The following is a 26,904-nucleotide window of genomic DNA, read 5'->3' as shown; positions in this document are numbered from 1 at the left end:
CACATCAGCTTCTGCGAAATTGAGCCCCGAAGATTACAACTTCGTGGCGCAGGCCAATCTCGGGGCTCCCTTTCAAATCCATTCCGGCCGCGTTGCCGAAAAAGGAGCCACGACGGCTGCCATTCGGGATTACGCCCACCTCATGGTGGTTACTCACATTCCCGTCGTCGACGCGCTGAACAGGATTCTGGCGCGCAAGAACATCGAGGCGCCTGCCAATACGCTTTTGCACGGCGCCTACGACACCATGGTTGCCTCGCTCAAGGCAGATCGCGCCGGCTCGCTCGACCGCGACTACATCCAGGGCCAGGTCGACTATCAAAAGGGGAACGAGGCGTTGTTCCGGAACGAGATCCTGAATGGCAGCGATCCGGACCTGAAGCAATTTGCGCGGGCGACCTTGCCAAAGATCGTTGACCATCTCGATCGAGCTTTGAAGCTCGCCGGAGATGAGACGGCGTCCAAGTGACACTGGCTCCGTTCCGGAAAAATGAGGTGTCGTGAATTCAGATGATTGCCTCTATCCGAGGCAAAACAAAAGGGCGGCTTGCGGCCGCCCTTTCTCGTAGCTCGATCAAGCGCTGCCTTTGCAGAGCAATCGCCTCACTGGCAGTCGTTGCGACTATCCCAGGCCCCGAGCGCACGCCAGGCGGACCATGCCTGGTAATCGGTGTTCGGGTTATAGGGGTTTCCGGGCTCCTGGCTGCACCAGCCCGCGGCGCCATTGGCAGAATCATAGGCATTGCGGATCGTTTCGTTTGAAGCTGTCGGTGCATGGCCAACATGACGCGCGAACGCTGGGGTAATTTGGGCCGCCGATCCGGCAATCAGCAAAACGCCGAGAGCCGACAGAATTGTCTTTCGCATTCTCTGTCTCCGTTGATTTGATGCGCTGCGGGGGGGCAACGTCGCGCCCGATTGCGCGGTGTTCAGAGTGGACAGGCGCTACCTAAGCAGAGGCGCTGGGCGAACCACTAAATAAAGCTTCAGACATCACGCGCGCGGTCCGGTGTGGGACAGCGCGTGATGTCGAGCGCAGCCATGCGCCTTCCGGTCGTCGCCGTTTGGCTCAAGGAAAAGAGTTCGATCGCTGATCCGTGATTTTCGGGGGGCCTGCCGGTCGAATTCGAAGTTAGCTTCATAACCCTCAATTTAATGGCGCCGGGATCAAATCTCTTATCTCTAGAGATGCATTCACCGTTTGAAGCGAAAACCAGATTCTTGCAGGTCGGAGCGATTGACATGGGTATCGAGGGACAATTCCGGGAGATCACAATTCGAAGCGGGCGCCAGCTGGCGTTTGCCGCTAATGGCCGAGCCAGCAAGGATTATCTCACCGATATTCGCCGCTTCCCGGTCCTCGGGAGGGACCAGGAGTATGCGCTCGCCAAGCGCTGGCGCGAGCAAGGTGACCGTCAAGCGGCCGATCGGCTCGTTACAAGCCATTTGCGGCTTGCCGCCAAAATAGCGATGGGTTACCGCGGCTATGGCCTTCCGATGGCGGAGATTATCTCCGAAGGCAATGTAGGATTGATGCATGCGTTGAACCGCTTTGAGCCCGAGAGGGGTGTTCGGTTTTCCACCTATGCGATGTGGTGGATCAAGGCATCCATCCAGGATTACGTCCTGCGTTCCTGGTCGCTGGTGAAGATTGGAACCACGGCAGCCCAGAGAAAGCTCTTTTTCAAGCTGCGCTCGGCCAAGAACAGGATTGCCGCGCTGGAAAGCGGCGACCTGCATCCCGAACACGTCGCCTTGATAGCGAAAGACCTCGACGTTGCGGATCAGGAGGTCGTCGAGATGAACCGCCGCATCGTGGGAGACAGATCGATTAACGTGCCGCTTCACGAGGACGGCGAGACCGGCGAATGGCAGGATCGGCTCGTCGATGACTCGCCGTCGCCTGAGACCATCGTGGTCGAACAGGACGAAAAGGAACGCCGGCTCAGCGCACTGACAAACGCAATCGAGGTGCTGAACGGGCGTGAACGGCAGATTTTCGAGGCGCGGCACCTGGCCGACGTACCCGAGACGCTCGAACAACTCGCGGAGAAATTCAACGTGTCGCGCGAGCGCATCCGGCAAATTGAAGTGCGCGCGTTTGAGAAGGTGAGGAAGGCGACAAGGAACTTTGCCGCCAAGGTGCCGGCAGCGCTCGCGGCGACCTAGCCGGATTTGATCGAACAATCCTGTCGGCAAGAGTGACGCGATCGCTGATGGCGGAATTCTGTCTTTGGGAGATCTTCAGAACCCCCAGCCTCACTTGGGCAGCGGTTGTGCCAGCGGGAGAAGGCCAGCTTCCTCCGCCGCGATTTGGCCGAGGACGGCCCAGTCGAGATCGCCGTAACCGCGTGCAATCGCGGTGATCAGCCGATCTCGCACCACGCCCACCGATGGCATCGGCGTACCTGCCTTCTCGGCTTCCGCAAGCGCCAGGCGAACGTCCTTGAGCACGAGGGGCAACATGAAACCGGGCGCATAAGCCTGCCGCACGATCTTGTCGCCGTAGATCCTGTGCGCCCTGCCGCTGAACATCGTGCTCGTCATGATCTCGATGAAGGGTCGCGGATCCAGTCCGCGCTTTCGTATTACCGCGATGGCTTCCGCGAGCATCTCGAGCGCGGTTGCGGTCATCATGTTGCCGAGCAGCTTGATCAGATTTGCTTCCTGCGGATCGGCCCCGACTACAAAAGTCCTCTGCCCAAGACAGTCGAAGATCGGCTGGCACCGCACTAAATCGGCTGGGGCCCCGGCCGTGACAATGAACAGTTGCCGCGCCTTGGCGGCGTCGGGGTTACCGAAGACCGGCGCTGCGACGTAGCCTTGCTGATGCCGCGCGTGTTCTGCCGACAGCTGCGAGGCGCATGCAGTGCTGATCGTGCTCATGGACAGATGGATCGCTCCGGGCATCAGGCCGTCGGCAAGTCCGTCAAGTCGACCGTCCCTGCTGCCAAGCACGACTTGGCGCACCGCGTCGTCGTCGGGCAACATGCTGATGACGAGCTGGCAGTCGAGCAGGTCACCCATATCTGTCGTAGCCCCGATGCCGAGCGACTTGAGTTCGGCGATCTGATCTTTGCGACGGACATAGGCGATCACCGGCCGCCTGGCTGCCGCGAGGTTTGCGGCCATCGCAGTGCCCATGCGGCCAAGCCCAATGAAACCTATTTCGCCCATGATCGGTGGGAGAAGGGAAGGGGAGTCGACTTGAGGCTCGGTGGCCGAGGCGGAAAGAGGAGCGGGTTGGTCGTCCCGCTTGCTTGATTCGGAATTGGACATGACAACACCTGATGAGCAGCGCATGCGCTGCATTCGTTTGCAATCGATATGCTTGCAAAGATGGTGACGCGACCGAATTCCCGCTTGTCCCGGCTTGCTGCGTTCGAAATCTTCCTGGCGGATCGCGGAAGCTCACGGAAACAAGGCTTGATCCGCGCAATTGGCGCGGGCCGAACACACGCCCGCGTGAGCCGGGCCAGATCGCATGAACTCCAATTTAATGGTGATGAGAACTGGCGGACTTACATCGGCATCAGGCGCGATGGCGCCGACAAATCCGTATGGAGAGAACCGATGACCAAGATCAAGACACTGACTGCCATGATAATTCTTTCCACCGCCGTTGCGACGCCGGTGTTCGCGAAAGGCATGAACTACCACAGTCAATCCTTCCGCGGTGCCTATAATCAGGTGACTGCGCCCTCCCTTACCACTGAGGAAGGCCGAAACCTCGAAGACTTCGGCTTCAGTGGCAGGGATTCGTCGAGAGTTGGCGGCGAAGATCCTTCGCTTCGTCCCTCTGGAAGCTGATGCAAATCGCAAGGACGATGGGTGGCATCCAGTATATGTCACCCATTCCTCGCCAGGACTGCCGCTCATATCAGCGCCATTTGTGATGGCCTTGATCATACCAAGCGAAATCATGTCACCGGAAACAACGAATCGTGGTGGCACGACGCCAATTCGCGGCGGCCTGTCCGCGCGAAAGCAGAAACTGGTCGTGGCGTATATCGAACAGCATCTCGCCGAAGAAATTTCCCTGCTCGCGCTCGCAAGGTTGGCCAAGCTCAGTCCGTATCATTTTGCACGCGCCTTCAGGCATTCTTTCGGGATTCCCCCTCATCGCTACCACATGGTCCGTAGGATGAACCAAGCGCGAGACCTGCTGCTGCAGTCGGCGCTTCCGGTGACACAGATCGGCGCCCGGATCGGCTTCCGCGAAACAAGTTCATTCACGAGGGCATATCGCAAGTATGCCGGCGTCACGCCAAGTGAATACAGGCGCGATCGAAAGATCGCCTGCCGTTGCCGACCCAACTAGATTCTCTTTACTTGCGATTCAAGACGGCTTCGATGTTGTCAATCAGGGTCGAACACGCAAACGGCTTTTCAAGCAAACCGACGGCTCCCGCCTTCAAGGCCCTGGCTCGGACGCTCTGATCAGGGAACGCCGTGATAAAAATGAACGGCGTGTGATTGCCGCGTCTCCGAACCTCCGTCAGAAGGTCCAGGCCGCTTATGCCGGGCATTTGCACATCCGCAACGACGAAAGAGGTGTCTTCCAGTCGAGCCGACCGAAGGAAATCTTCCGCTGACGCAAAAGTATGGACCATATATCCATGCGAGCTGAGAAGGTTATCGGCTGCTGCCCGGACCGAGGCGTCGTCGTCAACGACTGAAATGACATGTACTTCCAAGGCGACCTTCCTCGCTCCCCTGACTTAAGAGTGGGCCGTAAATCAGGTTTTTGAAATAATACGTAGGTTTGGACAGCGCTGATCCTGCCTCGATAGTGGGATTCGCCGCTTCGACGATCGGAAATTGCGCCGAAGCAGAGGCCTATTTTGCGCCCTTGAGGGCCACGAGATACTCAACGATTGTCCCGACATCCTCCGGGGCAACCGGAGCCTTGTAGTTGTTGATCATCTTCTTGACTTCGGCCGTCCACGCGTTTCTCGACATCGCCGGCTGGTTTAAGACCATGTCGGCGGAGTGGCAGGCGAGACAGTTGTTGTTGATCGCATCCGAACCTGGTCCGTCGGGGAACATCCTGTCGCTATCAGGCAAGTCGAATTGCGTGGTCTTAAGTTCGATCGGCCTGGCGCCATCTGCGATGGAGGGCGTTGCGGCGACACCGAAGACAATGACCAACGGAAGCAAGCTGCGAAACATCTGAAAACCCCTTCAAATCGCAACGATACGAATCGATTCAACGACGTTGCGCATGAACCCGGCCGGATTCCAATTTGGCGCGTCAGGTTGCGATACTCCGTTGCTGTTGGTGCAGCGGACCTGAAAACCGTACTCGCCTTGTGCCGGGAATATCAGCTGCGTCTCCCATTTGCGAAATCCGTACTTGCCTTCATCCTTGCCGAGTTGGGTTTGGCGCCAGGTCTGACCGTGGTCGATCGAAATGTCGACTTTTTCCACGCCACAATCGCCACCGAATGCGATACCCCGGAACGTCACTGGTGTTGCTGCCTTCACGGTGTTGCCGGACGCGGGATTTGTGACAAAAGATCTGGGGACCATCCGGTTGATCGGAATCGTCCTGACATTTGTTTGACCAGGTTCGATGCTGGCGTGCGGCGTATCGGGAATGGTATAGGCGACCTTCGTCCAGTAGTTTGTATCCGGCTGATCCAACACCTCGATATCATTCAGCATCTTGACCCAATAGGTCGCATACCAGCCAGGCACGACCAAACGCAGCGGAAATCCATTCAGCAGCGGCAGCTGTTCGCCATTCATGGCATAGGCGATCATCACCTCGCCGTCGCGGGCATGATCGATCTCGAGCGACTTCATGAAGTGCGGGCCGTCCTCCACCACGGGCTGTTCCATTCCCTTGAATCTCACCTGGACGGCGCCGGGCTTTACGCCCGCCTTGTCGAGCACGTCCTTGAGACGAACGCCCGTCCAAAGTGCATTACCCATGGCGCCGTTTGCCCATTGCCCGCCGCTAACGCGAGGCTGAAAGAAACCGCGCGAATTGCCGGAACACTGGTTCACGGCGACCAGTTCGACGCGCGGCAATGCAAGAATATCTTGCAGCGACAGCGACAAAGGCTGATTGACGTGACCGCGCACGACGAGCGAGAACTTGTCGGTCTCGATGTGGGTCGGGATATCCGCCCAGTGCCAGCGCACATAGAATTGGTCGTTCGGGGTCAATGTGCCCCTGTCGAACACCTCGAACGGCGTTTCCAGAAGCGGAGGACGCGTCCGCTGCAGGATCATCGACCCCTTCTGCGGGAATGCGGTCGTGATCGACCGTGCATCAGGACCTCCAGGCAGCGGCAGGTTGGCGAGTTGCTCTGCTTTGGCCATTGACGACCAAAGCGCGCCTGTTGCGGCTGTGGCAAGCAGTCGCCGCCGTGTGATCAAATCGGAAAAGGCGCCGCGTGGCCTCATATTTCGACCTCCCAGGTATTTTGCGCAAAGCCGCTGGCGTGATCGCAGTACCCGAAGAGGTCGCGAAACGCCCAAGCGGTCATGCAGGGCTTTCGTCCGGCCTCGGTGTTTCAAAGGCTTGCCGGATCGGTATTGCAGCATTCTAGCCAGACTCGCGGTCGAAGGCTTGATATTCCCAAGTTGATCGAGATGCGATTTTGGTTTTTGCCGTAGCAAACCTTGGTTTATTGGCCGCAGACATTGCAACGCTGGCTCGCTCCCCGATTGCCTCGGCGGGCACCGGCCCGGAACCATGGGTCAGGCCTTGGTACGGGAAATGCCAAGCGCTTCGGCCTGCCTCACCAACTCGGCCAGGGACTTCGCGCCCATTTTTCTCGTGATGTGTCCACGATGGATCTTCACGGTGATTTCGGCAAGACCGAGTTCGCCGGCTATCTGCTTGTTCATCAGTCCGGACGAGACAAAAGCAAAGATCTCTCGTTCGCGCGGCGTTAAGGTCTCAAAGCGCGTCTGCAAATCCGACATGACTCTGTCCGTCTCGCGGCGCTTGCGGTCGCGTTCGATCGCCGCGCCCACCGCATCGAGCATGTCCTGATCGCGGAACGGCTTGGTCAGAAAATCCACGGCGCCTCCCTTCATGGCTCTCACAGTCATCGGAATATCGCCATGACCGCTCATGAAGATGATCGGAATGTTGATGTTGGCCTTGGCAAGCTCGGTTTGAAAATCCAGGCCGCTCAGGCCGGGCAGTCTGACGTCAAGTACCAGGCAGCTGGCGGTCGCAGGAAGCTTGCTTTGCAGCATTTCGGACGCCGACCCGAACAGTTTTACGTCCATGCCGACCGACTGGAAGAGGTTGCTGAGCGCCCGGCGCACCGACTCATCGTCTTCCACGACCAGCACGGTCGGTCCACCGGTGTCCGTCGTCGCAGACGTCGATTTCAGACGCTGGGTCATTTAGACATCCTCCCTGTGCAGGGGCAGGACAAGTTGAAACGTTGCCCCGGGGCCCTCATTGTTTGACGCAGACATGCGTCCGCCGTGAGCCTCCACGATTGAACGGCAGATCGACAGCCCCATGCCAAGTCCACTCGATTTGGTGGTAAAAAACGCGTTGAACAGCCGATTGGCATTATCGGCGGAAATGCCTATTCCGCTATCGGTGATACTCAGGATCAGCTGGTCCGTATCGTTCTTGCCGGATCGAATCAGGAGCTCACGCCGACGATCGGTGGCCGGCGCCATGGCCTCGATACCGTTGATCAGCAGGTTGATGATCACCTGCTGCAGCTGAACCCGGTCGCCAAGAATCTCGGGCAATGCGGGCGCCAGCTCGGTTCGCAGCGAGACCCGATGCTTGATTAACTCGCGCTCGACCAGGGTAATAGCCTCGTTGACGACGTGATTTAGGTCGAGCCGCGCGGTTTCCATGTCGGATTTCTTTGCGAGCGCCCGAACACGCCTGATCACGTCACTGGCGCGACAGCCGTCGTTGATCACCCATTCCACCGACCGGCGCGCAGCGGCAAGATCGGGCTGTTCGCGGTTGAGCCAGCGCAGCGAGGCCTCTGCATTGGCAACAACGGCAGCAAGCGGCTGGTTTACTTCATGGGCGATGGACGCCGTCAACTCGCCCAGCATGGTTACGCGCGTCACGTGAGCGAGCTCCGCCTGCGCCTTGCGCAAAGCCTGCTCGGCTTGCTCCGCGCGTATCAAGGCGGTGACATCGGTGGCGGTGCCGCGATAGCCGAAGAAACGACCTTCGACGTCAAAGACCGGCTTGCCGCTGGATCGGACGTAAACTTGGGACCCGTTTTCGTTGATGAGGCTATAGACGAAGTCACGGAATGGGCGATGGGAATCGAGCGTCTGTCGATGCAGCCGCCATTTTTCGGATTCAGTCTCGTAATCCGACGCGACTTCCCATCGGGTCCGACCGGACACAGGAGCAAACCGAAGGCCAATTGCATTGATGTGCTCCGATATGTTGGTGATCCGATGATCCGGCCCAGTTTCCCAGAGCCAGTCGGAGGCTGTTTCGGCGTAATCGCGAAAGCGCTGTTCGCTGTCCCGGAGCGCGAACTCGGCTAGCTTGCGGTCCTGTATGTCGGTCGCGGACCCATACCAATTGACAATGTTGCCCGATTGATCGCGCAGCGGCTTTGCCTCGAACAGAAACCACCGATATTCGCCGTCGCAGCGCCGCAGCCGCGCTTCGAGTCCGCCTCGCTTTCCCGACTCCCGTATGGCGCTCCACTTTAACAACATGGCCTTCTTGTCCTCGGGATGAAAAGCGCGGGGCCACCCGAACTCGGCCTGATCCAACGAAAGACCTGTATAGTCGAGCGCGGGCTGGTTGAGGAAATCCGGGACGCCGTTGGGTTTGGCGCGCCAGACCAGGGTTGGAATTGTATTGATGACCAGCCGGAGGTGGTCCTGGGATCTCTTGATCTCGTCAAAAGCCTTTTGCAGCTTTTCCTTTGCTTCGTATTGTTCGGTGACGTCGACATTTGTGCCGACCAGCTGGATCAAATTCCCCTCGCTATTGAGGACGGGATGTCCGACCGAATGAACATGTTTCGTTGTTCCATCCGGAAGCCTGATCCGAAAATCGATTTCGAGATCCGTCTTGTCACGGATTGCCTGTCGAGCCGCCTCGATGACTCTGAGCTTGTCTTCGGGGAGTATTCGATTGTGATAAGTCTTTACCAACTCGGACTCTCTTCCTTGCTCGACCCCGAACAGGTGATAAAGTTCATCAGACAGGTACGCGTATTTCTTCAGGCACTCATCCCAGGCCCAACTGCTCGTGTGACTAAGATGTTGTGTCTCGGCCAAATAGGCTTCGCTAAGCCGCAATTTGCGCTCGGTCTCCTTCGTGGCGGTCACATCCGTTATCGCGCCGATAAATTCGACGCGACCATATTCATCTTTCGTAGCGCGTGCCATCGCATGGACATGCTTCACCGAACCGTCCGGCATCAGCAATCGATATTGATGCTCGAAATCCTTGTCTTCGTTGGACACCCGGTCAACCATCGCCTGCACGGCGGCGCGATCCTCGGGATGCACGCGCTGAAGCACAAGTTCGACGGTCGGTTTGGTCGCTCGATCAAATTCGAAAATCCGAAAGGTCTGGTCTGACCAGAAGAAGTTCGTTCCGGTCGAGACATCCCATCCAAAACTCCCGGTTCGGGTCAATCTCTGCGCCTCAGTCAGATACATTTCGGTATGCAGCAGTGTCGATTCAGTCCGCTTCAGACCCTCGATTGCCGCCTGCAACTCGTCGCGCGAATGCCGCAGGGCTTCTGTAGCCTTGCTCTTTGCGGCGATTACGAAAGAAACAAACAAGGAAACAACGGCAAACAACACCAGTCGCGGCGTCTCCGAGGGATCCACTGCGAGAAAGTTCTGCTTCCAGACAAACAAGTTGGTCGGCGGCGCGATATTGTATTGGAAGGCAAGAAGCGCAAGCACGATCGCCAACAATGCCGGACCAAGGTCGGCAAGCCACGCCGTCACGATCACGGCGCTGAGCATGAGCAATCCGATAGGCTCGGGCGTGAAGAAGCGAGCCATGAGTGCAGTTATGATGACGGCAACGGCGACCGCCAGGACCGGAACGGCATAGGCGACCACCCTGTGCTTCGCCAGCCACGGTTTACTGGACTCGGTCATTCTATTCGCCCGCGTGGTTGAGCTGCGCCCGGCGAAGCTGCAGATGGCGCCGGCGCCGGCATTGTGATGGCAAGTGCCCTTCGGCCGACCCGGCAAGCAAGGTCACATTCAGCTCCGAATTGTCGGATGCCGAGAGCAAGTCCGGAAGAGAAATGAAATGCCACTTTCAGGAGAGTCATGGCCTGGTCACGCTTCCTGAGCGTTCCTGTTCCCCCGGGGCAGCCGATTAAAGCACTTTGGCGCAGGATCAGCAATTCGTTCCGCCTATGGCCCGATAGGGGGTTGTGGCAGCCGCCGGCGGCGACAGGCGCGTTTGAGCAGGGAGCCAGCCAGTACAAACGTTCGTATAGTCCGCTGAACCCTTTCGATGCGCACGCTCACCCCGCGTACAATTGAGCCGGAAGCCTCCGTACTATTAATCGTAGTGGCATTCGCAAGCGCGTTAGCAGGCGATGTCAGCGGCTCCGGTCAACGAGATCCAACAGACCGTGAAGCACTCGACATTCCCGATCACACAAGCGTTACGAGTGTCGCGAGGTGCCATATGAAATTCATTCTGGTGAACGGCAGGACCCCCTGTAGAAATTCCGCCTGTGCGCTGTGCGCTGAATCAATCGGGAACTCCTATCTGCGCGAAATGGGAACGCAGCTCTATTACTGCGATCAAGTCTGCTATGCGGATCATTGCAAGAGAGTGATGGATCTTTCAAATCATACGAGAGAATCCTTGATTGCGCTTGCTCCGAAGCGCGCGAAGAAAACTTCCGAAGCCGAATTGATGCTCACGACGTGAGGCCGAAGCTCGATCGGCCTTACCGTCAAAAAAGAACCGCAGGAAGAAGGAACGTAAAATGAGAAATCAACGCATCGCCCGCGATATGGCCGAACGGCCCGACACGGTAGGGACTCTTGCGCTGGCGCCCGTGAAATTCCACGCTTCCTCGGTCCATCCGAAAAACTACCAGCCGACTTATGGCAGCGCGGGGATTCCACTGGAATGGGATAATGTGGCCGAGCTGAAAATTCATCTCGACGGCCTGCCGATCCAGATCCGGTTCAGCCTCGATGAGGCTTCGACAAAAACGCTGCTTGGCGCCATTGCCACGGATACCAGCCATTCGCTGCTTCGCAGCGCACTGGGAAAAATCGCCGACCAGATTCGCGGGTCGACCACGCGGAGAATCGGCCCGTCATCAGGTCCGACGCTGACGGACGCGACGATGAGTCCGGAGGCCGAGACCGCCGCCGCTCCATCCGACGCGCAGACGGTCCTGCGCGTGGGGCCGCTCGAGCTCAATCTGCTCGATCGAACCGCCAAACGTGGCGACCGCAACATCGATCTGAGGCCACGGGAATTTCGGCTGCTGCGATACATGATGGAGCGCAGCGACAAGCTGCTGACGCGGGCAAAACTTCTGCAGGAGGTCTGGAACTACAAATTCGTTCCTCAAACGAACCTCGTCGACGTTCACATGGGCCGGCTGCGGCGCAAGGTCGATGGCCCGAACGAGCCGGCGATGATTCGCAGCGTTCGCGGCGCGGGCTTCGTTCTCAATGCCAATCCGCTCTCGCAAAACTAGCCGATGAGGTCGGCCCGGAGCTGATCGGCGTCTGTGCGCCGGACCGGATTCCCATCCCGAACGCAGGTCGTGGTGGCGCTTTTCAAACTCCGACCGGCCGTGCACGACCAACTCAGGGAGTTTTTACGCCATGATGCTTGGAATCCTGCTGTTTCTGGCAAGGCGCGCGCGAAAAGGATAAGACGCGCCTTGCCTTTCTCGACAAGATCGACGGTGTTGCCCTCAAGTTGGCGGTCTTGGCTGGGACCTTGTTTACGATGGCTTATCTCGCCGCGACGAGTTCGACCCTGGCTGTTGAGCTCTCACAAGATCTGTTTGATCTCATCCCTTGATCACACTTGGGCGACCAAAAGAGGCAACCGGTGCGGAGTGATGTCCAATCCTGATGTTGCGTCGCCGATGAGTCGAGCGGCCCGCTCGATGGCAATTGTCCTGTCTAAATCGATGTTTAATGGCGTCACCGCAGCGAAGTCTTACCTCTCCCTGCAGATGAAACAGGGAAACTGAACTAACCACCGATCGCACAGAATCTCGTTCAGCCACGAATGGTGGTGCGGCTTGGTCGGAACGCGGAAAGGACAAAGTGCCATGACGAAGTTGAGATTGATTGGGACGGCCATGCTTGCGCTCATGTTGGCGGGGCCGGCAATGGCCAAGCATCAGCCGTATCACTACCGCGGCGGTCGTGAGTTGTCGGTTATTGACTCCACACATTTCGGGCGCGGCTCGGGTTGGTGTGGCTATCATTCGGGTTACGGCGGCCTGTACGGGGATGGTTACTATCCAGGGAACGTCTGCGACGACGGTGGCGATCATCTCATAGATTGATCGCGAGTGGGGGAGCCCGATGAAAATACCTGCAGGCAGATAGCCGAGCGCACCGACGACGGCGAGGGCCTTCTGTTTTCCTTATCTCGCAATGTTGTGAACGCGAAGCAGGCCTATCGTACTTACATCTATATCGTAATAGATGGCGCTGGAACGCTTCATGGTGAGCAAGGAATATATGGGCACGGCGCGGACTCTGCTCCGGATCGCCAAGAACATGACGGACCAGGCGATGGCGGATCGGCTCAAGGCCCTTGCTGATGACTACGAGCGCCGAGGCCGGAAGGCTGGTCATTCGGAATCGGCAAAGGCCCTGACCTCGCTCGACCGTCGCGGCGCGGAATCCCGGCCGAGGGCAGCAAGGTCCAGCTGAAGGTAGTTTCGGTCAAACTATCGGCGGGTTCTCGTGCTTCTTGCCGATGACGCTCGTCGCCGTCGCGCGAAGTTGCCGGAAGACGCAGAAATGGGGAAGTATCGACTCCCACCAGTATTGGGCATGTTGCGAGCGATCAGCGTTGCTGTCGTTATCGCAGCCGTGACGCTGCCTGCATTCGGGCGCGATTTGGACGGGCGCTACAAGGACTCTCCATTGCGCGACTGGTTTGAGCATCTGGCAAGCGGCAAGGGCCTCTGCTGCTCGTTCGCCGACGGTTACGTCGTCCAGGACGCCGACTGGGAATCCCGCGACGGGCACTATCGTGTGCGCGTACCAAAGGCCGCCGATTCCGACGACGGGGTCTGGGTCGATGTACCGGATGAAGCCTTGATCACCGAACCTAACAAGGCAGGGCACACCATGGTGTGGCCATCCTACACCCACAAAGGCGTATCAATTCGCTGCTTCATGCCCGGAAGCATGACGTAGGTCGTCGCTCAAAGCATCGCGCGGCTTCAACCCCGTGTGGCGAGTTGGACCAACAGAAGGAGACCGCAGCTCGGCAGGAATTCGGACTCTTCCCGATTCCAACCAGTCGAGGCTAGCAGGATAGCAAACGATGCGCGCGCTTCCCATTCTTATCGCTCCCGCAATCTTGATCGCCGCATCGGCGATGCTTTCGGCCCGAAATAGCGCCTCATCTTTTTCTGCAGCTACTCTGGAAGAGATCGCCAGGGTCGAGAACGAAATCGATCGAATAGAAGGGGAGACGATGGCCCGCCTGGCGTCGCCTCCCGACAATCAGGTGCAGCAGATCGAATTGCTCGGCAAGCTTTTGCTTTATGACAAGGAGCTGTCGGTGAATCGAAACGAAGCCTGCGCCTTCTGTCACATGCCGGAAGCCGGATTCACGGGGCCGATAGCGGAATTCAATCGCACCACGGGATCGTATCCTGGGTCAGTCCGAACCCGATTCAGTGAACGCAAGCCGCAGACCCATACTTATGCCCCGCTGTCTCCGGTGCTTCACTACAATGAAGGGCAGGGTGATCTGGTCGGGGGTAATTTCTGGGACATGCGCGCGACCGGCCGCCGGCTCGGCAATCCAGCCGCCGAGCAGGCCGAGGGGCCGCCGACGAACCCGGTCGAAATGGGATTGATCGATTTTGCCTGCGCCGTTTACCGAGCGTCCAGGCGGCCCTATCGGGCTCTGTTTGAAAGCGTCTGGGGCGCCCAGGCGTTCGCGATCATTTGGCCGGCTGACACCGAGGGCGTGTGCAACCGCCCTGGTCCGCCGTCGGCCGACAATCCATCGCCGGTCCATCTCACGCCCGTTGACCGCGGCAGGGCAGCTGCCACGTTCGACCAGATGGCGCAATCGATTGCAGGCTATGAGTCTTCGCACGAGGTGACAGCCTTCTCCTCAAAATACGATGCCGTCCAGGCCGGCAAGGCCCAGTTCTCGGCGCAGGAACAACAGGGCTACGATTTGTTTCGCGACAAGGCCAAATGCAACGGCTGTCACCGTGATGGCGGGCCAGGCGAGGAACCGCTGTTCACGGATTTCACAGCGAGCAATATCGGGACACCTGCAAACCCAACGCTGCCCTATTATGCCGAAGTCGAACCCGATGCCATGGGCTATGTTGCCAACAAGAGAGGGCCGTCATTCGTCGATCTCGGTGTTGGCGGCTTCCTCGCCGACGGCCATCCGCTCAGTCAGCCTTCCGCGGTAGATGCGCGCTGGAAACCGTTGGCGTCAGGCAATCGCGGCCGCTTCAAGGTTCCGACGTTGCGGAACGTCGACAAGCGGCCGAGTCCCGATTTTATCAAGGCATACGCCCACAACGGCTATTTCAAGAGCCTCAAGGAGATCGTGCATTTCTACAATACCCGCGACCTACTGCCGCCTTGCGCGGCAAACGACCCGCGCGAGGGCACGGGCTGCTGGCCGGTGCCGGAAACAGCCGAGAATATGAACAAGAGCAAGGTAGGGAATCTCGGCCTGTCTGACGCGGAGGAGGACGCATTGGTCGCATTCATGCAGACATTGACGGACGGATTTACACCCGCCCAACAGAAATAAAGATTGCGATTGAATTGGCCTGCGCCGGCGGCCAGGGTTCTAGAGGCCCTCACTCGCAAGAAGGCGATCATCTGCCGCATTTGCCTGGGGCGCGCGGTGTGAAATGCGCTTCAAAACTTTTGCAGCACTTTGGCCGGGAACGTCGCATCAGCAGTCTGGCCGTTCCAGTCGGTCCAGATGCATTCGACCTGATCCCCCTTGATCCCGAAGACCGTCATCAAGGGTCCACCGGAATGGAGCCGAACCAGATCGCCCTGTTGCAGTCGAGGAGCGATGGGATCTGCGATCGGCGCGCTTGACGCGGTTTCAGCCGACGATGCGGCGAGGGGAAAGCCCAGACAGAGCGCGATCGCGAGTGCCGCCGCAGTCGTGAATTCCTTCATCAGAAGCATGCGAGAAACTCCGTTTTGCCTTGGAACCAGAGATAGCAATTCAACTTCGCCAATCTACTAAATTTCCCGTCATAGCGTTTTCGAGCGAAGTGGATACCGGTTCGCGTGAAGAAAACGCGTCAAAACAAAAGATTAGAGCCTCGGTTCTGATTCAATCAGAACCGAGAAGGCTCTAAGCCCTATTCTGCATCTGATGGCATCTCGGCGTGCGCCCGGGTTACTGGGGCTGAAAGTATTGCCTGTTCCATCATTCTGCCGGCGCAGCCTCCGCAATCGCGGGGCTCACTGGATGCCGTGCCCCGAAAAGCCGGGTCTGCAGTCGGTCGAGATAGAGATACACGACCGGCGTTGTATAGAGCGTAAGGACCTGTGAAAGAGCGAGGCCGCCGACAATGGCGTAGCCGAGCGGCTGGCGGATCTCGGAGCCGACACCAGTACCGACCATCATCGGCACGGCTCCCAGCAATGCCGCCATTGTGGTCATCAGAATGGGGCGGAAGCGGATGATGCAAGCCTGGTAGATCGCTTCTTTCGTATTCAGCCCTTCGTTCTGCTCGGCCTGCAACGCGAAATCGACCAGCATGATGCCGTTCTTCTTGACGATGCCGATCAGCAAAATGATGCCGACGATCGCTATCACGCTGAGGTCGAAATGGGCGGCCATCAACAGCAAGAGCGCACCGACGCCGGCGGAAGGCAGGGTCGAGATGATCGTGATCGGGTGGATCATGCTCTCATAGAGTACGCCCAGGATCAGATAGATGACGAACAGCGCCGCGAGGATCAGGATCGGTGTGCTCTTGAGCGATGCCCCGAAGGCCTGCGCGTTACCCTGGAAGCTCGTCTGCAGCGACAGCGGCGCGTGCAGCTCCTTGGCGATCGCTTGAATATCGCTGACTGCCTGGCCGATGGCGGCGCCGGGCGCAAGGTTGAACGAGATGGTCACTGACGGGAATTGACCCGTGTGGTTGACCACAAGTGGCGCCGCCTTGATCACCGAATCAACAAGCGTCGATATCGGCACCTGCTGCCCGCTCGAGGATTTTACATAGATGTTGTTCAGCGCATCGGGCGAATACTGGAAGTTCGGAGTGACCTCCAGAACGACGTGGTATTGCTGCAGAGTGGTGTAGATGGTCGAGACGATGCGCTGGCCAAAGGCATCGTCCAGCGTATTGTCGATAGTGTAGGGCAGGATGCCATAGCTCGATGCGACGTCGCGCTTGATGGTGATGTCGAGCAGTGGCCCGGCATTGAGCTGGTCGGTGGCGACGTCGGTGACGGTGTGGAGCGCCTTGATCTTCTCCAGGAACCGGTCCGTCCAATGGCTGAGCTCGCCGGGGTCGGCATCGTTCAGCGTGTACTGGAACTGGGTCTTGTTCAACCGGGCGCCGATCGTAATGTCCTGCGCGGCCTGCATATAGAGTGTGATGCCCTGGATTTTCGCGAGGTTCGTCTGCAGCCGCTTGATCACCTGATCGATCGGGCCGCGCTCCGCTTTCGGCTTGAGCTGGATGAACACACGGCCATCGTTGAGCGTGTAGAGCCCACCGCCGGCGCCAGTCGCGGCAGCCACCGAGTCCACGGCCGGATCCTTCATGATGGCATCAAGCATGGCTTGCTGGCGCTGGGTCATGGCCTGATACGAGATATCCTGCGCCGCCTCGGACTGGCCGATAATCAATCCGGTATCCTGCTGGGGAAAAAAGCCCTTGGGAATGATGACGTAGAGATATCCGGTCATAACGACCGTACCGATCATCATCATCAGGGTCACAAAGCTGTGCCGCAACGCGATCTTCAGGCCGGCTTCGTAGGCATAGAGCAAGGCATCGAAGCCGCGCTCCGACACACGGTAGAGCCAGCCGTGCTCCTTGCTCTCCGGCTTGAGCAGGTAGGCGCACATCATCGGGGTTAGCGTCCGCGAGATTACCAGCGAAAGAAGCAGCGCCACGCTCACCGTCATGGCGAATTCGCGGAACAAAAGTCCGACATAGCCGCTCATGAGGAAGAGCGGAATGAAGACGGCGATCAGCGAGAAGGTGATGGCCACGACCGTGAAACCGATCTCGCCCGATCCCTTCATCGCAGCGTCATACGGCGAGAGGCCCTCTTCAATATGTCTTTGGATGTTCTCGATCTCGACGACAGCATCATCGACCACGAATCCAACGGCGATCGACAGCGCCATCAGCGAGAGATTGTCAAGACTATAACCCATTTCGTAAAGAATCGCGAAAGTGCCGATCAACGACAGCGGCACCGTCACGGCCGGGATAACGGTTGCCCAGAAACTGCGCAGGAAAATGAAAATCACCATGACGACCAGTGCGACCGTCAACAGCAAGGTAAACTGGACGTCGGCGACCGACGCGCGGATGGTCTGGGTCCGATCGGAGATGACGTCGATCTTGACGGCGGCTGGAATCGACGCCTGCAGCACAGGCATCATGTCCTTGATCCGCTGAACCGTTTCGATGACGTTGGCGCCAGGCTGGCGCTGTATCGCCATGATGATGGCACGCTTGTTATTCTCCCAGCCGGCGATCAGTTCATTCTGGCCCGCACTGATGGCGCGGCCAACGTCGCGAATGCGGACCGGCGACCCGTTGCGATAGGCGATGATCAGGTCGGCGTATTTTTCGGGCTCGAAGAGTTGATCGTTGGTATTGAGAGTGAAGGTCTGGCGCGGGCTGTTAAGCTGACCTTTCGGAAGGTCGACATTGGCCTGGCCAAGGACCGTACGGACGTCCTCGAGGTTGATGCCGCGGGCTGCCAGCGCCGTTGGATCGACCTGCACGCGGACGGCCGGCTGCTGCTGACCCCCGATACCGACAAGACCGACCCCTGAGATCTGCGAGATCTTTTGCATCAGGATATTCTGCGCATACGCATCGACTGTGGTGATCGGCAGGCTGTCCGATGAGAGCCCGAGCACCAGGATCGGCGTGTCAGCGGGATTGACTTTCCGGATCATGGGAGGATACGGCATGTTCTTGGGCAGGTACGCGGTCGCCGTCTGGATTGCCGACAGCGTATCGCTGACCGCGCCATCAATATTGCGGCCCAATTCGAACTGCAGCGTAATCTGAGTGTAGCCGAGCGCGCTCGAGGACGTCATCTGCGTCAGGCCGGGAATCTCGCCAAACTGCAGCTCCAGCGGCGATGCCACGGTTGCTCCCATGGTCTGCGGGTCGGCACCTGGCAACTGGGCCGTCACCGTAACTGTCGGATAGTTGATGTTCGGCAGCGCCGCTACCGGCAGCAGCGGGTAGGCGACCAGGCCGGCCACAAGCAATCCGACCATGACCAGAACGGTGGCGATCGGCCGTTGGATAAAAGGCGCTGAAATATTCATGGGATCGGCGCCTGCATCGCGTCTTGGGCGGCAGCTTCTTCAGCCGCCTTGCCGTGCAATATCGTGACATGAGCGCCCGGCTGCAGCTTGTATTGTCCGTCGACGACAACCTGCTCGTTTGCACTGAGGCCGGAATCGATGAGTGCCTGGCCGTCACTGATTTGCGCGACCTTGATTTGATTGATGGCCACGGTGTTGTCAGGCTTGATGACCCACACGTAGGGTCCCTTCGGGCCCTGTTGCACGACCGCAGCCGGAATCGTCAGACCGTTGTGCCGCGTATCGAGAAGTAACCGCGCGTTGACAAGCTCGCCCGGCCACATTCGATTGTCCTTGTTGGAAAAATTTGCCTTGAGCTGGATCGAGCCGGTGGTTTGCAGGATTTCGTTATTGACAAGGCCGAGCTCGCCCTCATCCAGCTTGATTGTATTGTCCTGGCTGTAGGCGATAACCTTGAGCGGTGCGTTGGCTTTTTCCTGTTGCTGCTGAATCTGCGGCAGCACCGTCTCGGGAAGCGTAAAGATCAGCGAAATCGGATCGAGCTGCGTGACGACGCACAGACCGCTCGCCGTCGACGGGCTGATGATGTTGCCAACGTCGATCTGACGAATGCCGACTACGCCATCGATCGGTGCTGTCAGCCGTGTGTAGCTGAGCTGTACCTTCGAGGCGTCGATCAGAGCTTGGTCGGTCTTGATTGCTCCCTGCAGCTCACCCACCTGCGCTGTCTGTGTTTCGATCAACTGTGGCGTAGCCCAGCCCTGTGTTCCCAACTGACTGTAGCGCTTCTGGTTTGCCTTTGCGTTCACCAGCTGCGCCTGATCGCGTTCCAGTTGTCCCGTGTACTGGTCGATCATTGCCTGATAGGGACGCGGATCGATTTGCGCGAGCAAGTCGCCCGCGTGTACCTTCTGGCCCTCGGTAAAATTGATGCTGATGATCTGCCCCTGGATCTGGGCGCGCACGACGTCGGTGTTGTACGCGATCACCGTTCCGACGCCGACAAGATAGACCGGGACATCACGTTGGGCGACGGTCGCAGCGACGACCGGCACAGGAGCCGGCGGTACGGGCTTGGCTGCGGCCTCGTCCAGTGGTCGAACGTGCAGCAGATAAAAAAGACCGCTGGCCGCGACGATACACGTCACCAAGGCAGCGGGAATGAAGACCTTCTTTTTCATGGTCGCTCTCGCTTGCTAATCAGGAATTGTTTCACGGCACCATGCTTGTCGCCGTAGAGGAAACCGCGGGGATCGTTGGTACCGTCCCGTTCGGCCCCACGGTGCTAGCAATCGGCGAGACGCTCGGCGCGGGTACTGCTGCCCAGGCACCAACACCGCGATTGGCGATCTCCGTGGAGTCCAGTGGAATTCCGGCTCGTGCGCTCGGTGTCGCGGACGACGCTGAAGTCGGAGCCGATGATGAGGCAACGCTGGTTGCCCCCGAACCGCACATTCCCGACAAGCCCGCCGTCGTCGCCGTTCCAGAGGTCGATGACAATCCAGAGGTCGCGGATATTGCCGACGACATTGTCGCCTGGACTGCGGAGGTCATGGATGCGGTCGCGGGGGGTGCAGTCCCGTTCAGCGTGACGCCGCCCCCATCATAACTGGAGGGTGACCCGAACGTTGCCGTCGGCGAGGTCCCCAACGTCGAGCACGTCGTGCTGCTTGCGCCTGTCGGGTAGTTGGGCAGCGAACTGACTACAGGTGCGGAGGGGAGCGAAGCCCCCATTGGGATTCCGGTTCCGGCGATCGGCGTACCGGGATTGGTTCCCAGCGGCGAGGTGGCGCTGAGCGGAGGCATAGTGGTGCCCATGCCGACCTGGGCGAATGCGGGGCTGCAGCAATAGGAGGCTGAAACCACCGCGATGATGAACAGCCGTCTCATGAGAGCTCCCGAGATAAGCAGATCAAGCAGCAACACGACCCGATCGCGCCGGAGAATGCTTCCTCCTGGTGACAGGTCAGACCTGCCATGCGTCGCTTCGAACGCGTCATTGCATTCATTCCTCTCAAGATGGCGTGGCGCGCCCGCACTTCGATTAAATTATGAGTTATGCCGCGAATGTGCGGAGGTGTGTTCCCGAATTCGAACATTGGATTAGCGGTGGCCTGCCGTGCCTGGCACGAGAGCAGGGATTCCTGAAACATTGGCAGGGATTCCCGAAACATTGAGCAACGACCCCGTGGGGCTCGTCGACGCCGTCGTGGTGCTCGTCGAAGTTGACAGCGGTGCAGTGACGATGGGAATCGTCGGCAGACTGGTACCTGTTGTTGTGGCCGCAAATGGCGACACATTCGGCGTCGGTATCGTAGCCCAGGGACTGACGCCGAGATTGGCAATCTCCCAGGAACCCAGTGGAATTCCGGTTCTGGGGCTGCCACCAGGCGTTGTCGGAGTCGTCGACGCTGGAGTGGATGCTGACGTCGCCAGGCCGCTCGAGTCAGGGCTGCACATTCCGGACACTCCCACCGTTCCCATTGCGTAGGTTGTCGACATACCGGAGATCGGCAACGTTCCCGGGTCTGTCGAAGCTGTCATTGGCGCGGAAATTCCGGCCGTTTGCCCGCTGCCTGACGTCGCCATCGTACTCATCGTCGCAGTACCGGCAGATGCTGCAGTCGCGGTGGTCGCGGATCCCATCGCCATTCCACCGCCGTCATAGGTATAGGTCGATCCCGTAAGCCCCGATTGCGAAGTGCCCGACGTCGCGCACGTCGTGCCGGAGCCTGGCAATGCGATTGTGCCTGTCGAGTAGGTGGCCAGCGGGCTGACGCCAGCGGACAAAATTTCGGTCGCGCCGAGTGGGATTCCGGTTCCGCCTGCAGACGAACTGGAGTCGAATCCAAGCGGCGAAGTGGGGCCGATCGGAACCGTGGACATGTCGTTGACCTCGGGCACGTAGTCGAGCTGTTGGGCGAATGCCGGGCTGCAGAAACACAGGGCGGTCAGCAGGACTGCGGCTATCCGCAAGGGTCTCGCTGAGAGTTCAATTCGAAACACCATCAAGCGCACGAGTATCCGGCTCATGGCCAGACAACGTCGGGAAGGTTCACGACGATAGGCTTAGGCGTGCTTCGAACGACGACCCAACGGAATGCTTGTACCTTCGACGGATTGATCTCCATGTGCGGGAGAAAAGCAGGGACATGAATGAAGTCGCCGGGCTTTGCATGCGCGATGAATTCGCCCTTGGCTCCCCACCGAATGTCGCAGTTGCCGATGAGTACGTACGCAATCGTCTCCTGGCTTCCGTGATGGTGGATTCCCGTGCGGGAACCGGGCTCGACTTCGAAAGTGCCGCCCCACAAGGCAGAATTGACGGAAAGTTCCGGCGCAATAGCGGCGCGGCGTTCCGAACCCGGCGTCTGTGCGGTGCCGAGGTCGAACTGCTCTGGGCTGACGACGCGGATCGCCTCGAACTTGGTCATGGCACCTCCGAGCATTTGAAGCGGATGCTTGCGAAGTTAAGAGCGTGCCGATTGCCAGGCCATTAAATTGGCGTTCAGAGTCTTAACTTCGCGTATTGCAGACCGCAGGCATGGATCCGCTTTGCTGTTATGCGGCGACGCGGTCCGGGGGTGCCATGAATTCCGGCCCGACCGGGTCCTTGACAGTCTCGTCCAGGATCGTATCGATTTTCGCCATGACCTCGCTGTCGATCTGCCAGCCAAAAGCACCGGCAATCGGGGAAAGCTGATCGGCGCGGCGCGCGCCCCACAACGCGATATTCATCTTGTTGCGATCAAGAACCCATCGTACCGCAAGATGAATCACGCGTCGGCCGAAGTGCTCTTTCGCGAGACGATCAAGTCGCTCGACCGCTGCGAGATATTGCCCGAAGCGCGGGGCCACAAATTTCGGATCGCTTTTGCGAAGGTCGTCGCCGGCGAAGGCGCTGGACTCCGACATGCGGCCGGACAAAAGGCCGCGGCATAGCGAGCCGTAGGCGAGGACGGCGATGCCGCGCTCTCGACAATAGGGCAGCACGTCCTGCTCAATCCCGCGCTCAAACAGATTGTACGGCGGCTGTGCCGCGTGCAACGGCGCCAGCTTCCGAAATTCGTCCATTTGGGCGGGGCTGAAGTTGCTGACGCCAATCGCGCGGATTTTTCCGGCTCGGAACAAGGAATCCATGGCTTCCGCAACTTCCGCGATCGGCGTGTTCGGATCGGGCCAATGAACCTGGTAGAGATCGATGACGTCGGTCTTCAGTCGGCGCAGCGAATTCTCGACTTCCTCGACAATGCGAGCTTTTTTCGCGTTGCGAAAGGGCTTGCCATCCTTCCAGTCGAGGCCGGTCTTGGTGGCGATGACGGCTCGTTTGCGCCGACCGTCGGTTGCCAGGGCCTTTCCAACAATCTCCTCCGAACGTCCGAACCCGTAGACGGGAGCCGTGTCGATCAGATTGATGCCGCGGTCCAAAGCCGCGTGAATCGTGTTGATGGCCTCGCGTTCGTCGCTGCCGCCCCACATCCAGCCGCCGATGGCCCATGTTCCCAATGCGATGCGCGAGGCACGGATTGAGGTGCCGGGAATCTCGACGAACTCGATGTCGGCTTGATTGGTTTGAAGGGGATTCATTTTGATACTCCGTTCGGTGCAGCGATGTCAGCCGGCGGGTCGCGCCGCTGATTGACGATCGCATCTACTGGCCTGGTCTCGAGGGGAGGCGAGACGCCGGTGGGACCTTCGCCGTGGCAAGTAGGTGATCCCGGACGAGGTGCCACTAAATTGGCTTTTAAGAGGGAGTGGCCTTCGAGCAATCGAACGGCCGCGGTTCCCCAAATCGTTCTTTTTGGCAAAAGCCGGAAAGCGCCATGCGGCTTCCGCCAAAAAATCCGAGCAAGGCACCGGATTTCATGAAACCGATTTTAATGGGTATCCGCTGCCGCAGACCTATCTTGGGCTCATCGGAATCTTCGATGTCGCAGCGCTTGCGGGCGGCGCGCACCATTCCATAACCGATGGAGACAATGATGAGACAAGTGATGACCATTTTGGCGACCGCGTTGTTGGCGACGAGCCTGCTTACGGTACAGGCAGAAGCGCGCGGCGGCGGCGGCGGCGGATTCGGCGGTGGCGGCCACGGCGGCGGTATAGGCGGTGGCTTTGGCGGCGGTCACATGGGTGGCTTTGGCGGCGGTGCGCATATCGGCGGCGTTGGCCCTGTCGGAGGTCTTGGCGCCGCTCACATCGGTGCAGGGATCGGTCATATCGGCGGGCTCGGCGGCACGCACATTGAAGGCATCCGAGCCGGTGAGCATATGGGGACCGGAGGCATCGGTGGCGGCGTCATCGGCCGCGTTGATCGCGGCCGCACCGGACTTGGCGACCGTGGGCATTTTGACGGCGTTCGTCACTCGATGCATCGCTTCGATCGGCTCTATCCCGGCTACGGCTACGACCTGAGCTGTTACGACTGGTACCTTTTGCATCCCTACGACACCTCGGTGCCGTATTGCGGCTAAGGGAGCGGCGATAGGTGCCATAGCTTGAGTGCCAATGCTGTCGTGTCGCTCGCGCGGAGGGCTCCTGTCGGGTCCCTCCGCGCGAAGCTGCGGGGAAAGCGAGAGCCGTCGTTCCTGAACGTGATTTTAATGGGCAAGCAAAGCTCGTCTCTCTATCTCCGAGTCAACGAAACCTTCGGCCACGCGGCCTTTTTGAGGCCAGCGCGGATCGCGAAACTGAACGGAGAAAGCCATGAGGCAAGTGATAACATTTGTTGCAACCGCGGTGCTGGCTTCGAGCCTGCTGACGGTGGCGGCCGAGGCGCGAGGCGGCGGTGCTGTCGGCGGCGCTCGCATCGGCAATGAACATGTGCAGTTCGACGGGACCAGCCAGAACGCGATGCGCCGCTTCGAAAGGGCGTATCCCACGTTCAATCGCGACTATGACGCAAGCTGCGACGATGACTGGGAGCCGAAAGCGCTTTGGGCGTCGAGCTGCAGCTGATCGCCACCGTACGTCACCGCAGCGCTTGTTGGCGCTGGATGACGCCGGACTTTCCCTGGCATGAGCGTTGCGGCCAGGGGCAAACTCGGTTTGTCAGAAGCGACGCGCTCGTTGTTGGTAGATGTTGATCGATCCGGACCATGCTGATGACGAAAGTTCTTTTGATCGAGGACGACGGTGAGACGGCACAAGAAATATCGGCCGAGCTGACCGATCGTGGCTTTGAGGTCGAGTGGTCCTCCGACGGTATCGACGGTCTCGGAAAGGCGCGCTCCCTGCGGCCGGACGCCATGATCGTCGACCGCCTTTTGCCGGGGATGGATGGCCTCACCATCATCGACACCCTGCGCAGGGATCAGGTACGCACGCCGGTTCTGGTCTTGAGTGCGCTCGGTGCGGTAGACGATCGCGTGCGCGGACTGCGAATGGGGGGCGACGACTATCTCACCAAGCCGTTTGCGGTCGTCGAACTCATCGCCCGAATTGAGGCGTTGCTGCGCCGACCGGTCGAAACGCGGGAGACAACGTTGCGGGCGGGATCGCTCGAACTTGACCTTATCGAGCGAACGGTGAGGCGCGGTGAGCGGAAGATCGATCTGCTGCCGCGCGAATTTCGTCTTCTCGAATACATGATGCGGCGGAGCGATCAGTTGCTGACGCGGGCAATGCTGCTTGAGGAGGTCTGGAACTACAAGTTTGTTCCGACAACGAACCTGGTCGACGTTCACATGGGCCGCCTGCGCCACAAGGTCGACTGGCCTGGCGAAGCCCAGATGATTCACAACGTTCGCGGAGCGGGATTCATTCTCCGCACGCTTGCCTAGATGTCCGCGTCGGCCGGTTGCGACGGAGGGAGCCGAGCGGCAAAATCCGATGCTTGATGTCAGATTCATACGCTCGAATACTTTTCGCTGGGCTTTCGGCGTCGCGTGCCTTTTCGCGACTTTCGTCACCGTCCTGTTCGCCTTCATCTATTTCAACATCGATGATTACCTGATCGCGCGATCAGACCGCGTGATCATGGCGCAGGTCAGCTTTTTTTCCGCGCTACCGCTGGAGCGACGCGTCAGCGCGATCGAGGATCACCTGGCAGAAGACCCCCGAAGCGTTCAGTTTGCCGGCTTGTTCGATGCCAACGGAAGCCGGATTGCCGGCAATGTCGGGCGCCTGCCCAATGGATTGCGGATCGACGGATCCGTGCAGAATGTGCAGGTGGCGCCGCTTAATTGGAATGCGCCCGGCAGTCCGAAAGTCCGGGCTGCAGCGCGGCATCTTGAAGATGGCGACACGCTGATGATCGCCAGAAACGTCGACGAGACCTGGGAAATCTCGCACGCCGTCGGTGAGGCGCTGGCGCTTGGATTGTTGCCGGCCTTTTGCCTTTGTCTGTTGGCGGGAGCGTGGCTCAGCCTTCGTGCGCAAAGTCGGGTCGAGGAAGTCAATCAGAGGGTTCGGCGGATCATCGCCGGCAATCTGCGCGAGCGCCTTCCTCATCGAAACGTCGATGAACCCTTTTCGAGGCTTGCGGCCATCGTCAATGGCATGCTGGATGAAATGGAAAGCATGATCAGTGCGCTTTCCGGCGTCGGCAACGACATTGCACATGACCTGCGGACGCCGCTTACGCGCGCGCGGCTGACACTGGAGCGGGGCCGATCCCACGCCGGTACCCTCGAGCAGCTTCAGGAAGCGGCCGACAAGGCTATTGCCGGCATCGATCAGTCGCTGGCGATCGTCACGGCGCTGCTGCGGCTCGCCGACATCGAGAACAGCCGACGCTCTTCTGCCTTCGGCAGTGTTGCCCTGGCTGATTTGATTCGAGAAGTCTGCGATATTTACGAACCGATTGCCGAAGACAAGCAGATCAGACTGAGCGTTGGTATCGCCGCCAAGCTTGAAGTGCGCGGCGATCGCGACTTGCTTTTCGAGGCGATCGTCAATCTCGTCGACAACGCCGTCAAGTTCACTCCCGAAGGCGGCGAGGTCGACATCGAGCTGGCGCAGAGCGAACAAGGGACAGTGGTGCGCGTGACGGACACCGGCCCCGGCATTCCGCGACAGGAGACAGAAGCCGTGCTGCGGCGCTTCTTTCGCTCCGACAAGATGCGCAACACCCCAGGCGTCGGCCTGGGGCTCAATCTCGTGGCTGCAATTGTCAAGCTGCACGGATTTCGGCTGGTGATTCATCCCGGCCCTGGCGGGCGGGTGGAGATCATTTGCACCAGGCAAGAGCG

29 protein-coding genes are annotated in these 26,904 nt (G+C 59.2%); 16 read left to right on the top strand and 13 right to left on the bottom strand.

Translation table 11 applies throughout. The features are described 5' to 3' along the window. Positions 1-19: 19 nt before the first annotated feature. A complete protein-coding gene (locus VNX23_RS26095; RefSeq protein WP_325634450.1) occupies positions 20-469 on the top strand; it encodes a DUF4142 domain-containing protein in 450 nt (149 codons plus the stop codon). A 134-nt stretch (positions 470-603) separates the two neighbouring features. On the opposite strand, the gene VNX23_RS26090 is transcribed toward VNX23_RS26095, so the two are convergent. Next, complete coding sequence (locus VNX23_RS26090; RefSeq protein WP_325634449.1) at positions 604-867, bottom strand: hypothetical protein; 264 nt, start codon at positions 865-867, stop codon at positions 604-606. A gap of 375 nt (positions 868-1,242) precedes the next feature. On the opposite strand from VNX23_RS26090, the gene rpoH reads away from it, so the two are divergent. Continuing rightward, on the top strand, positions 1,243-2,169 hold the full coding sequence (gene rpoH / locus VNX23_RS26085; RefSeq protein ID WP_325634448.1) for an RNA polymerase sigma factor RpoH: 927 nt from the start codon (positions 1,243-1,245) through the stop codon (positions 2,167-2,169). A 90-nt stretch (positions 2,170-2,259) separates the two neighbouring features. Here rpoH and VNX23_RS26080 read toward each other — a convergent pair whose 3' ends face one another. Further along, positions 2,260-3,177 (bottom strand): NAD(P)-dependent oxidoreductase, encoded by a 918-nt coding sequence (locus VNX23_RS26080; protein WP_325634447.1) that lies wholly within the window; start codon positions 3,175-3,177, stop codon positions 2,260-2,262. Positions 3,178-3,573: 396 nt separating this feature from the next. On the opposite strand from VNX23_RS26080, the gene VNX23_RS26075 reads away from it, so the two are divergent. Both VNX23_RS26075 and VNX23_RS26070 read left to right on the top strand, forming a co-directional pair. Beyond that, positions 3,574-3,810 carry a hypothetical protein gene (locus tag VNX23_RS26075; protein ID WP_325634446.1) on the top strand — a complete coding sequence of 79 codons (237 nt, stop codon included), beginning with the start codon at positions 3,574-3,576 and terminating at the stop codon, positions 3,808-3,810. Next, positions 3,770-4,321: an AraC family transcriptional regulator gene (locus tag VNX23_RS26070; protein ID WP_325634445.1), complete on the top strand. Its 552-nt coding sequence runs from the start codon at positions 3,770-3,772 to the stop codon at positions 4,319-4,321. The genes VNX23_RS26075 and VNX23_RS26070 overlap by 41 nt, the downstream gene beginning before the upstream one ends. A gap of 7 nt (positions 4,322-4,328) precedes the next feature. On the opposite strand, the gene VNX23_RS26065 is transcribed toward VNX23_RS26070, so the two are convergent. The 5 genes from VNX23_RS26065 to VNX23_RS26045 form a co-directional block, all read right to left on the bottom strand. Then, positions 4,329-4,697 carry a response regulator transcription factor gene (locus VNX23_RS26065; RefSeq protein WP_325634444.1) on the bottom strand — a complete coding sequence of 123 codons (369 nt, stop codon included), beginning with the start codon at positions 4,695-4,697 and terminating at the stop codon, positions 4,329-4,331. Positions 4,698-4,839: 142 nt separating this feature from the next. After that, positions 4,840-5,172 carry a cytochrome c gene (locus tag VNX23_RS26060; RefSeq protein ID WP_325634443.1) on the bottom strand — a complete coding sequence of 111 codons (333 nt, stop codon included), beginning with the start codon at positions 5,170-5,172 and terminating at the stop codon, positions 4,840-4,842. Between the two features lie 12 nt (positions 5,173-5,184). Continuing rightward, complete coding sequence (locus VNX23_RS26055) at positions 5,185-6,414, bottom strand: molybdopterin-dependent oxidoreductase (protein WP_325634442.1); 1,230 nt, start codon at positions 6,412-6,414, stop codon at positions 5,185-5,187. 297 nt (positions 6,415-6,711) lie between these two features. Continuing rightward, complete coding sequence (locus tag VNX23_RS26050; protein ID WP_325634441.1) at positions 6,712-7,371, bottom strand: response regulator transcription factor; 660 nt, start codon at positions 7,369-7,371, stop codon at positions 6,712-6,714. Then, positions 7,372-10,092, bottom strand: a complete 2,721-nt coding sequence (locus tag VNX23_RS26045) for a PAS domain-containing protein (RefSeq protein WP_325634440.1) — start codon at positions 10,090-10,092, stop codon at positions 7,372-7,374. It abuts the gene before it with no gap. Positions 10,093-10,459: 367 nt separating this feature from the next. Here VNX23_RS26045 and VNX23_RS26040 point away from each other — a divergent pair, with 367 nt between their 5' ends. The 6 genes from VNX23_RS26040 (at position 10,460) to VNX23_RS26015 (ending at position 14,962) form a co-directional block, all read left to right on the top strand. Next, positions 10,460-10,885, top strand: a complete 426-nt coding sequence (locus tag VNX23_RS26040; RefSeq protein ID WP_325634439.1) for a hypothetical protein — start codon at positions 10,460-10,462, stop codon at positions 10,883-10,885. A gap of 58 nt (positions 10,886-10,943) precedes the next feature. Beyond that, positions 10,944-11,672, top strand: a complete 729-nt coding sequence (locus VNX23_RS26035; protein WP_325634438.1) for a response regulator transcription factor — start codon at positions 10,944-10,946, stop codon at positions 11,670-11,672. Positions 11,673-12,260: 588 nt separating this feature from the next. Continuing rightward, positions 12,261-12,500: a hypothetical protein gene (locus VNX23_RS26030; RefSeq protein ID WP_325634437.1), complete on the top strand. Its 240-nt coding sequence runs from the start codon at positions 12,261-12,263 to the stop codon at positions 12,498-12,500. 142 nt (positions 12,501-12,642) lie between these two features. Beyond that, positions 12,643-12,873: a hypothetical protein gene (locus VNX23_RS26025; RefSeq protein ID WP_325634436.1), complete on the top strand. Its 231-nt coding sequence runs from the start codon at positions 12,643-12,645 to the stop codon at positions 12,871-12,873. 123 nt (positions 12,874-12,996) lie between these two features. After that, positions 12,997-13,365 carry a hypothetical protein gene (locus VNX23_RS26020; RefSeq protein ID WP_414643083.1) on the top strand — a complete coding sequence of 123 codons (369 nt, stop codon included), beginning with the start codon at positions 12,997-12,999 and terminating at the stop codon, positions 13,363-13,365. A gap of 283 nt (positions 13,366-13,648) precedes the next feature. Further along, the gene (locus VNX23_RS26015) at positions 13,649-14,962 is read left to right on the top strand and encodes a cytochrome-c peroxidase (RefSeq protein ID WP_325634434.1); all 1,314 of its coding nucleotides are present in this window, start codon (positions 13,649-13,651) and stop codon (positions 14,960-14,962) included. 110 nt (positions 14,963-15,072) lie between these two features. Here the strand turns inward: VNX23_RS26015 and VNX23_RS26010 are convergent, their stop codons facing one another. From VNX23_RS26010 to VNX23_RS26000, 3 genes are all read right to left on the bottom strand, one after another. After that, positions 15,073-15,354 (bottom strand): DUF2158 domain-containing protein, encoded by a 282-nt coding sequence (locus VNX23_RS26010; protein WP_325634433.1) that lies wholly within the window; start codon positions 15,352-15,354, stop codon positions 15,073-15,075. A gap of 247 nt (positions 15,355-15,601) precedes the next feature. Continuing rightward, positions 15,602-18,712, bottom strand: coding sequence for an efflux RND transporter permease subunit (locus VNX23_RS26005; RefSeq protein ID WP_325634432.1), 3,111 nt, complete (start codon positions 18,710-18,712; stop codon positions 15,602-15,604). Beyond that, positions 18,709-19,893 carry an efflux RND transporter periplasmic adaptor subunit gene (locus tag VNX23_RS26000; protein ID WP_325634431.1) on the bottom strand — a complete coding sequence of 395 codons (1,185 nt, stop codon included), beginning with the start codon at positions 19,891-19,893 and terminating at the stop codon, positions 18,709-18,711. The genes VNX23_RS26005 and VNX23_RS26000 overlap by 4 nt, the downstream gene beginning before the upstream one ends. Before the next feature lie 41 nt (positions 19,894-19,934). Here VNX23_RS26000 and VNX23_RS25995 point away from each other — a divergent pair, with 41 nt between their 5' ends. Next, the gene (locus tag VNX23_RS25995) at positions 19,935-20,321 is read left to right on the top strand and encodes a hypothetical protein (RefSeq protein WP_325634430.1); all 387 of its coding nucleotides are present in this window, start codon (positions 19,935-19,937) and stop codon (positions 20,319-20,321) included. A 564-nt stretch (positions 20,322-20,885) separates the two neighbouring features. Further along, positions 20,886-21,203 carry a hypothetical protein gene (locus tag VNX23_RS25990; protein WP_325634429.1) on the top strand — a complete coding sequence of 106 codons (318 nt, stop codon included), beginning with the start codon at positions 20,886-20,888 and terminating at the stop codon, positions 21,201-21,203. 538 nt (positions 21,204-21,741) lie between these two features. Here VNX23_RS25990 and VNX23_RS25985 read toward each other — a convergent pair. From VNX23_RS25985 to VNX23_RS25975, 3 genes are all read right to left on the bottom strand, one after another. Beyond that, entirely contained in the window at positions 21,742-22,146 is a 405-nt protein-coding gene (locus VNX23_RS25985; RefSeq protein ID WP_325634428.1) for a cupin domain-containing protein, read from the bottom strand. 127 nt (positions 22,147-22,273) lie between these two features. Further along, the gene (locus VNX23_RS25980; protein WP_325634427.1) at positions 22,274-23,299 is read right to left on the bottom strand and encodes an aldo/keto reductase; all 1,026 of its coding nucleotides are present in this window, start codon (positions 23,297-23,299) and stop codon (positions 22,274-22,276) included. A gap of 157 nt (positions 23,300-23,456) precedes the next feature. Further along, entirely contained in the window at positions 23,457-23,714 is a 258-nt protein-coding gene (locus VNX23_RS25975; RefSeq protein ID WP_325634426.1) for a hypothetical protein, read from the bottom strand. Between VNX23_RS25975 and VNX23_RS25970 the strand changes: the two genes are divergently transcribed. The 4 genes from VNX23_RS25970 to VNX23_RS25955 all read left to right on the top strand — a co-directional run. After that, positions 23,707-24,186: a hypothetical protein gene (locus tag VNX23_RS25970; RefSeq protein ID WP_325634425.1), complete on the top strand. Its 480-nt coding sequence runs from the start codon at positions 23,707-23,709 to the stop codon at positions 24,184-24,186. The two genes, VNX23_RS25975 and VNX23_RS25970, sit on opposite strands and share 8 nt — an antisense overlap. Positions 24,187-24,418: 232 nt before the next feature. After that, positions 24,419-24,670, top strand: a complete 252-nt coding sequence (locus tag VNX23_RS25965) for a hypothetical protein (protein ID WP_325634424.1) — start codon at positions 24,419-24,421, stop codon at positions 24,668-24,670. Positions 24,671-24,816: 146 nt separating this feature from the next. After that, the gene (locus VNX23_RS25960; RefSeq protein ID WP_325634423.1) at positions 24,817-25,494 is read left to right on the top strand and encodes a response regulator transcription factor; all 678 of its coding nucleotides are present in this window, start codon (positions 24,817-24,819) and stop codon (positions 25,492-25,494) included. Between the two features lie 49 nt (positions 25,495-25,543). Continuing rightward, on the top strand, positions 25,544-26,904 hold a 1,361-nt coding region (locus tag VNX23_RS25955; RefSeq protein ID WP_325634422.1), incomplete at its 3' end, for a sensor histidine kinase.

The organism is Bradyrhizobium sp., assembly GCF_035570375.1.
GTDB lineage: Bacteria > Pseudomonadota > Alphaproteobacteria > Rhizobiales > Xanthobacteraceae > Bradyrhizobium.
Note: the sequence above shows the minus strand (reverse complement) of the source record. Positions and strands in the feature narration are given on the sequence as shown.

Coding starts and splice junctions, on each gene's coding strand:
- VNX23_RS26090 (WP_325634449.1), bottom strand. CDS start 867: ATGCGAAAGACAATTCTGTCGGCTCTCGGCGTTTTGCTGATTGCCGGA.
- rpoH (WP_325634448.1), top strand. CDS start 1,243: ATGGGTATCGAGGGACAATTCCGGGAGATCACAATTCGAAGCGGGCGC.
- VNX23_RS26080 (WP_325634447.1), bottom strand. CDS start 3,177: ATGGGCGAAATAGGTTTCATTGGGCTTGGCCGCATGGGCACTGCGATG.
- VNX23_RS26075 (WP_325634446.1), top strand. CDS start 3,574: ATGACCAAGATCAAGACACTGACTGCCATGATAATTCTTTCCACCGCC.
- VNX23_RS26060 (WP_325634443.1), bottom strand. CDS start 5,172: ATGTTTCGCAGCTTGCTTCCGTTGGTCATTGTCTTCGGTGTCGCCGCA.
- VNX23_RS26055 (WP_325634442.1), bottom strand. CDS start 6,414: ATGAGGCCACGCGGCGCCTTTTCCGATTTGATCACACGGCGGCGACTG.
- VNX23_RS26050 (WP_325634441.1), bottom strand. CDS start 7,371: ATGACCCAGCGTCTGAAATCGACGTCTGCGACGACGGACACCGGTGGA.
- VNX23_RS26045 (WP_325634440.1), bottom strand. CDS start 10,092: ATGACCGAGTCCAGTAAACCGTGGCTGGCGAAGCACAGGGTGGTCGCC.
- VNX23_RS26040 (WP_325634439.1), top strand. CDS start 10,460: ATGCGCACGCTCACCCCGCGTACAATTGAGCCGGAAGCCTCCGTACTA.
- VNX23_RS26035 (WP_325634438.1), top strand. CDS start 10,944: ATGAGAAATCAACGCATCGCCCGCGATATGGCCGAACGGCCCGACACG.
- VNX23_RS26030 (WP_325634437.1), top strand. CDS start 12,261: ATGACGAAGTTGAGATTGATTGGGACGGCCATGCTTGCGCTCATGTTG.
- VNX23_RS26025 (WP_325634436.1), top strand. CDS start 12,643: ATGGCGCTGGAACGCTTCATGGTGAGCAAGGAATATATGGGCACGGCG.
- VNX23_RS26020 (WP_414643083.1), top strand. CDS start 12,997: ATGTTGCGAGCGATCAGCGTTGCTGTCGTTATCGCAGCCGTGACGCTG.
- VNX23_RS26015 (WP_325634434.1), top strand. CDS start 13,649: ATGGCCCGCCTGGCGTCGCCTCCCGACAATCAGGTGCAGCAGATCGAA.
- VNX23_RS26010 (WP_325634433.1), bottom strand. CDS start 15,354: ATGCTTCTGATGAAGGAATTCACGACTGCGGCGGCACTCGCGATCGCG.
- VNX23_RS26005 (WP_325634432.1), bottom strand. CDS start 18,712: ATGAATATTTCAGCGCCTTTTATCCAACGGCCGATCGCCACCGTTCTG.
- VNX23_RS26000 (WP_325634431.1), bottom strand. CDS start 19,893: ATGAAAAAGAAGGTCTTCATTCCCGCTGCCTTGGTGACGTGTATCGTC.
- VNX23_RS25995 (WP_325634430.1), top strand. CDS start 19,935: ATGCTTGTCGCCGTAGAGGAAACCGCGGGGATCGTTGGTACCGTCCCG.
- VNX23_RS25985 (WP_325634428.1), bottom strand. CDS start 22,146: ATGACCAAGTTCGAGGCGATCCGCGTCGTCAGCCCAGAGCAGTTCGAC.
- VNX23_RS25980 (WP_325634427.1), bottom strand. CDS start 23,299: ATGAATCCCCTTCAAACCAATCAAGCCGACATCGAGTTCGTCGAGATT.
- VNX23_RS25970 (WP_325634425.1), top strand. CDS start 23,707: ATGACCATTTTGGCGACCGCGTTGTTGGCGACGAGCCTGCTTACGGTA.
- VNX23_RS25975 (WP_325634426.1), bottom strand. CDS start 23,714: ATGGTCATCACTTGTCTCATCATTGTCTCCATCGGTTATGGAATGGTG.
- VNX23_RS25965 (WP_325634424.1), top strand. CDS start 24,419: ATGAGGCAAGTGATAACATTTGTTGCAACCGCGGTGCTGGCTTCGAGC.
- VNX23_RS25960 (WP_325634423.1), top strand. CDS start 24,817: ATGACGAAAGTTCTTTTGATCGAGGACGACGGTGAGACGGCACAAGAA.